General features: G+C 35.7%; 8 protein-coding genes and 1 rRNA gene. All 9 read left to right on the top strand.

Features of this window, described 5'->3' with window-relative positions:
• Nucleotides 1–91, top strand: a 5S ribosomal RNA gene (rrf, locus tag NYQ66_RS00655); the annotation flags it as partial.
• A 216-nt stretch (nucleotides 92–307) separates the two neighbouring features.
• Entirely contained in the window at nucleotides 308–499 is a 192-nt protein-coding gene (locus tag NYQ66_RS00650; RefSeq protein WP_259865760.1) for a sigma factor G inhibitor Gin, read from the top strand.
• Nucleotides 500–605: 106 nt separating this feature from the next.
• Nucleotides 606–2,051, top strand: coding sequence for an aminotransferase class I/II-fold pyridoxal phosphate-dependent enzyme (locus NYQ66_RS00645; protein ID WP_259865758.1), 1,446 nt, complete (start codon nucleotides 606–608; stop codon nucleotides 2,049–2,051).
• A 2-nt stretch (nucleotides 2,052–2,053) separates the two neighbouring features.
• Entirely contained in the window at nucleotides 2,054–2,689 is a 636-nt protein-coding gene (tmk, locus tag NYQ66_RS00640; protein WP_259865756.1) for a dTMP kinase, read from the top strand.
• Between the two features lie 89 nt (nucleotides 2,690–2,778).
• On the top strand, nucleotides 2,779–3,108 hold the full coding sequence (locus NYQ66_RS00635) for a cyclic-di-AMP receptor (protein WP_259865754.1): 330 nt from the start codon (nucleotides 2,779–2,781) through the stop codon (nucleotides 3,106–3,108).
• A gap of 33 nt (nucleotides 3,109–3,141) precedes the next feature.
• Nucleotides 3,142–3,582, top strand: a complete 441-nt coding sequence (locus tag NYQ66_RS00630; protein WP_259865751.1) for a YaaR family protein — start codon at nucleotides 3,142–3,144, stop codon at nucleotides 3,580–3,582.
• 94 nt (nucleotides 3,583–3,676) lie between these two features.
• Entirely contained in the window at nucleotides 3,677–4,663 is a 987-nt protein-coding gene (gene holB, locus NYQ66_RS00625) for a DNA polymerase III subunit delta' (protein WP_259865749.1), read from the top strand.
• Between the two features lie 5 nt (nucleotides 4,664–4,668).
• The gene (locus NYQ66_RS00620; protein WP_259865747.1) at nucleotides 4,669–5,496 is read left to right on the top strand and encodes a PSP1 domain-containing protein; all 828 of its coding nucleotides are present in this window, start codon (nucleotides 4,669–4,671) and stop codon (nucleotides 5,494–5,496) included.
• 15 nt (nucleotides 5,497–5,511) lie between these two features.
• Nucleotides 5,512–5,859, top strand: a complete 348-nt coding sequence (gene yabA, locus NYQ66_RS00615) for a DNA replication initiation control protein YabA (protein ID WP_259865745.1) — start codon at nucleotides 5,512–5,514, stop codon at nucleotides 5,857–5,859.
• Nucleotides 5,860–6,089 lie beyond the last annotated feature (230 nt).

The raw sequence follows: 6,089 nt of genomic DNA, 5'->3' as shown, positions 1-6,089 counted from the left end.
CACCTGTTCCCATGCCGAACACAGCAGTTAAGCTCTTCAGCGCCGATGGTAGTTGGGGCATTGCCCCTGTGAGAGTAGGACGTCGCTAGGCAAAACAAAACCCTTAAGAAATTTAATTTCTTAAGGGTTTTTCTGTGATTGGTCTATAAAGTGCTGAAAATTTTGCATCTGAAAAAGTACAACCCAAATTACATCTGTACAAACAATATGAGGGGACATTTCTCATAGAATAACATATAACTAATTTTTTAGTTTGATGTATAAGATCGTTAGATTAGGAGAAACTAAGCTAACGGAGGTGGAGAAAATGAATCTTAGTGAACATAAGGAAGTATGCGGGGTTTGCGATCTAGAAAAACCAAAAGGAATTCATTTATATAATTTATTTATTTGTTGTGAATGTGAACAAAAAATGGTGCATACGGAACCTTCCGAAGAACAGTATAAGTTTTACTTAGATAAGTTAAAACATATTAATCAACCAAAACTATATTCATAGACTTTTATAAAAATGCCCTTGTCGTATCTTACGGTAAGGGTATTTTTAGTATTATTGATATAATAAAGGGTATTGGAAAAATTCTTTTTAAAAAAGGATGAAATAAATGAAAAATCCACAGTTATTAACGCCCTTATTTGATAAGCTAATCGACTTTTCAACAAGAAAACCAGTATCATTTCATGTACCAGGTCATAAAAATGGACAAGCATTCCCCATAAATGGGAAAAAAGTCTTTCAAGATATATTATCTATAGATGTAACAGAGTTAACCGGTCTTGATGACTTACATGCTCCAGGTGGTGTCATTGCAGATGCACAGAAACTTGCGGCTAGTTGGTTTGGCGTATTACAAACATATTTTTTAGTTGGCGGCAGCACAGTAGGAAACTTAGCAATGATCTTAGCTACATGCTCATCTGGAGAAAAAGTTATTGTTCAACGGAATTGCCATAAATCCATTTTAAATGGAATCGAGTTAAGTGGAGCAAGGCCTATATTTGTGGCTCCAGATCATAACTTTATTGTGGACAGGTACGGTGCTCCTTCGGAAGAACTATTAACAGAAGCAATTACATTACATCCTGATGCCAAAGCGGTTATCCTTACTTACCCCGATTACTTTGGTAATACATCAGATATAAGCAATGTAATTAATTTTGCTCATCAACATGACATTCCTGTTTTAGTAGATGAAGCTCATGGTGTCCACTTCTCCATTGGGCATATATTCCCTAAATCTTCGATAGATTTGGGAGCGGATATTGTAGTTCATTCAGCGCATAAAATGGCACCTGCTATGACAATGGCTTCATACCTGCATATTAATTCAAACAGGGTGAAAAGAGAACGTGTGGAACACTACCTGCAAATACTTCAAACTAGTAGTCCTTCCTATCCATTGATGGCAAGCTTAGACTTAGCAAGGTTTTATTTAGCTACGATTACATCTAGTCAGATGGATGAATTACTGATCAGCATAGATAGATTTAGGGATGTTTTGGGTAATAGTTCATTTTGGAAAGTGCTAGATTATCAAAGTGGTGTGGATGATCCTTTAAAGGTAACGATTCAACTAAATAATGGCTGGAATGGGTATGATATTGCAAAATTATTTGAACGGGAAAGATTATATCCTGAGTTAGCGACACATAATCAAATTTTATTTGTACTAGGACTAAGTCCAATCAATCGATGGGAAGAAATACAGGTTGGGATACAAAACATAAATGAACAATTAAAAATAATGACGAAGCATGCTACAATAGAAGGTAAGGTAGATTATTTTCCATGGAAAATCACGAGTATTAAGTTCACGTATAATGAAATGAAAAAGAAATCTACTACGTTTGTAACATGGGATGATGTAAATCAGCACATTGCTGCAGAAGCTATCATTCCTTATCCACCAGGGATTCCGATAATCGCAAAAGGTGAACAGGTAACAGAAAATCATGTGCAAACGATAAAAAAGTTATTACAACAGGGGACGAATTTTCAAAATAAATTAGTGAAAGATGGTCTCCATGTTTTCATACAGAAGGAGAGTTAGCTGTGGCCGGATATTTTATTACGTTTGAAGGTGGAGAAGGTGCGGGAAAAACATCAATCCTTCAAACAATCTCAACTAGATTAATACAGGAAGGGTATAATGTAATTATTACTCGTGAACCTGGTGGTATAGAGATTGCAGAGAAAATTAGACAGATCATTTTAGATCCTGATCATACAGCAATGGATGGTAGAACAGAAGCTTTATTATATGCTGCTGCTAGGCGTCAGCATTTAGTAGAGAAGGTAATCCCTGCACTCAATGAAGGAAAAATTGTTTTGTGTGATCGGTTTATAGATAGTAGTTTAGCTTATCAAGGGTATGCTAGGGGATTAGGTGTTGAGGAAGTCTTTCAGATTAATGAGTTTGCAATTGAAGGTTGTATGCCAGATATGACATTATTTTTTGATATAGAACCAGAAGAAGGATTAAAGAGAATAGCAGCGAATAAAGATAGAGAGCAGAACCGATTAGATTTAGAACAAATTGATTTTCATAATAAAGTACACGAAGCTTACAAACAGTTACTGAATAGGTTCCCTGATCGTATTTATCGAATTGATGCTTCTCCACAAATGGAAGTTGTAGCTGCAAGTGCCTATAATAAGGTTATAAGCTTTATGGATGAAAAAGCATAACATTATTCAGTAGTCTTTAGGCTATTGTGACAACAACATAAGCGTTTGTGAATATATCTATAGTAAAACGGAAAAAGGAGGCGAAAAAAATGAAGTTAGTATTAGCAGTGGTTCAAGACAAAGATAGTAACCGATTAGTTGATGCACTAGGTAAAAAGGAATTTAAAACAACAAAACTTTCGACTACGGGTGGGTTTTTAAAGGAAGGCAATACTACATTAATGATTGGTTGTAACGATGAATATGTAGATGATGCACTAAAAATTATTAAAGATAATTGCAGTCAACGTGAGCAAATGGTAGCGCCGATCTCTCCAATGGGAGGTAATGCAGATTCGTATATTCCTAGACCAATTAACGTTGAAGTAGGTGGAGCAACCGTTTTTGTCCTACCTGTTGATTCTTTCTTTCAGTTTTAGCACCTCAATTAATGATTAAAAGGGGATATAGGCATGAAAATTAGCCAAGAGTTACGTTCACAACTAGATCCAACTAAAAAAAATCCTCTTCAACAACCTGCTAGTTCAAAAAGTTTTGGTACGCTTGTTTCATCGCAGTCGCATAAATTGAAAGAAGCAGAATTAAATAAAGCTATCGAACAATTAACAGCACAAGGTGAGAAACTAGAGCGATTTCGATCTTTTAAAGATTTAGTTAAATATAAACGTATGGTAAAAGACTTTATACAAGAGGCTGTCCAATATGGGATGGAATTAAAACAATCACATAGTTGGAATTTAGAAAGCAATAATAGAAAATTAACCATCGTGGAGCAAGTAGATGAAAAGCTAATGGAAATAACAGAATTAGTGATCGACCAAGAGAAAAAATCTATCAGTTTGTTAGGTATGATAGGTGAAGTAAAGGGTTTATTGATTAATTTATATTCCTAAAAGATTTATGTAGGTAAATATCTGTAATAATTTGGGGGAGATTCTGATGTGGTGATCTCTCTCTTTTATTCATTGGAAACAAAGGATGGAATTTATGAATACATGGTCAGACATGGCAATGACTCAACCATTAGTTAGTAAAATGCTAACAAATAGTATAAGTAAAGATCGTGTGTCACACGCGTATTTATTTCATGGCTCAAAGGGTACAGGAAAGCTAGCCATTGCATTATTGTTAGCGAAAAGCATTTTCTGTAAGAACAAGGAGTTGGGTGAACCTTGTAACAAGTGTAAAGATTGTCAACGGATTGAAACTGGTAATCACCCCGATGTCCATAAAATTATTCCAGATGGAAAATCAATTAAGAAAGATCAAATTTTGCATCTGCAAAAAGAGTTTACTTATACGGGATTGGAATCTAATCAAAAGGTATATATAATTGTGGATGCGGATAAGATGACAAACAATGCATCCAATCGCTTATTAAAATTCTTAGAGGAACCTAGTAAGATGGCAACAGCTATGCTCCTAACAGAGAATAGTCAATCGATCCTACAAACCATTCGATCTCGGTGTCAGATTATGTCTTTGCAACCATTCAATCCATCTCTTGTACAGGAAAAACTACAAGAAAAGGGATTATCTGGCGCTAACGCAAAATTAATGGCAGCTTTGACAAATAATATTTATGCAGCAATGAAGTTAAGTGAGGATGAGTGGTTTGCTAATGCTAGAAAGTTAGTGGTACAATTAGTAGAAGTGCTCCAAGCAAAGCCAGAGGAATCGATGCTATTTATTCATAATCATTGGATGCCACATTTTAAAGAGCGTGACCAGTTGCATCAAGGATTAGACCTACTTATTCTATGGTTTAAAGATATGATCTATAAGCATATAGAAAATGAAGATGCAATTATATACGTCAATCATATGGACAAGCTAGAACAGTTTTCCATGCATTGGTCTAGACAACATGCAATAGGTCATTTATATAAAATCATGGAAGCCAAGAGAAAAATAGATCAAAATGTTCATCCAGCTTTAGTAATGGAGCAATTAACACTTCAAATACAGAGGTGAAAGATATGATAGAAGTGATTGGTGTCCGCTTTAAAAAAGCGGGGAAAATATATTATTTTGATCCTGATCAATTTAAAATAGATAAAGATGATTACGTAATTGTCGAAACAGTAAGAGGCGTTGAATTTGGCAAAGTAGTCATTTCAAATAAAAAGGTGGATGAAGAAGATGTTGTCCTTCCTTTGAAGAAAGTGATTCGTACAGCAAACGATAAGGACAAGCTAACGGTTGCAGAGAACCAAGAGAACTCACAAGAAGCCTACAACATATGCCAAGAAAAAATAACACAACATAACCTAGATATGAATCTAGTTGATGTAGAATACACGTTTGATCGAAACAAAGTGATCTTTTATTTTACATCTGACGGACGAGTTGATTTTAGGGACTTAGTAAAAGATTTAGCTTCTATTTTCAAGACAAGAATAGAATTAAGGCAAATCGGTGTTCGTGATGAGGCAAAATTATTAGGTGGGATTGGTCCTTGTGGACGTATGTTATGTTGTTCTACTTTTTTAGGTGATTTTGAACCGGTTTCCATTAAAATGGCAAAAGATCAAAACTTATCGTTAAATCCGGCAAAAATCTCAGGGCTTTGTGGTCGTTTAATGTGTTGCTTGAAATATGAAAATGATGACTATGAAACAGCAAAGAAAGAACTTCCAGATTTAGGGGAAAAAGTAACGACCCCGTTTGGGAAAGGTAAAGTAGTTGGATTAAATATCTTAGAGCGCATTATTCAAATTGAAATTCCTGATAAAGAGAGAGTAATTGAATACACATTAGATGAGTTAATGGAAGAGGGAGTTATCAATACGCAAGCCATGGAATAATGGGGTGGAAGTAGCGTGAATAAAAAAGACGTTTTTGAGCAAGTGTCCTATATGGAAGAGCAAATAGGTCAACTTTATCAACAACTCGGTGATTTAAAAAATCAGCTTAGTGAACTTCTAGAGGAAAACCATCGAATGGCAATGGAGAATCACCATCTCCGCAATCGTTTAGAATCAAGTCAAGACGGTGAAGAGCAACTCGCAGAGGATGCTGGAGAACGAGATAACTCTGTAGGTGAAGGGTATGATAATCTAGCAAGATTATACGAAGAAGGATTTCATATTTGCAATGTGCACTTTGGAAGTCCAAGGCAGCATGAAGACTGCTTGTTCTGCCTGCTGTTTTTAAACAAAACAAAGTAACATACCGGTTTCCGTAGGACTGACCATGAAAGGTTTTAAATAGCCTTGCCTGAGTCAGTCTTTTTTTTACTAAAAGAATTTTGGGCACATTTAATGTAAAATGCGCAGTAACTATTTTTTTTATGAGTGCTAGTACACCGCTTCGGCAGAATACTTCGCTTTCCGCGGGCACGGCCTCAGCTAACTCAGTAGCAAAGTGCGCTCCTGAGTGGATCTTCGGCTCGCGCTGT

Origin of the sequence: Aquibacillus koreensis (assembly GCF_025154055.1) — a bacterium.
Taxonomy (GTDB): Bacteria; Bacillota; Bacilli; order Bacillales; family Amphibacillaceae; genus Aquibacillus_C; species Aquibacillus_C koreensis.
The sequence above is the reverse complement of the archived record's forward strand: the minus strand, read 5'-3'. Positions and strand labels throughout refer to the sequence as shown.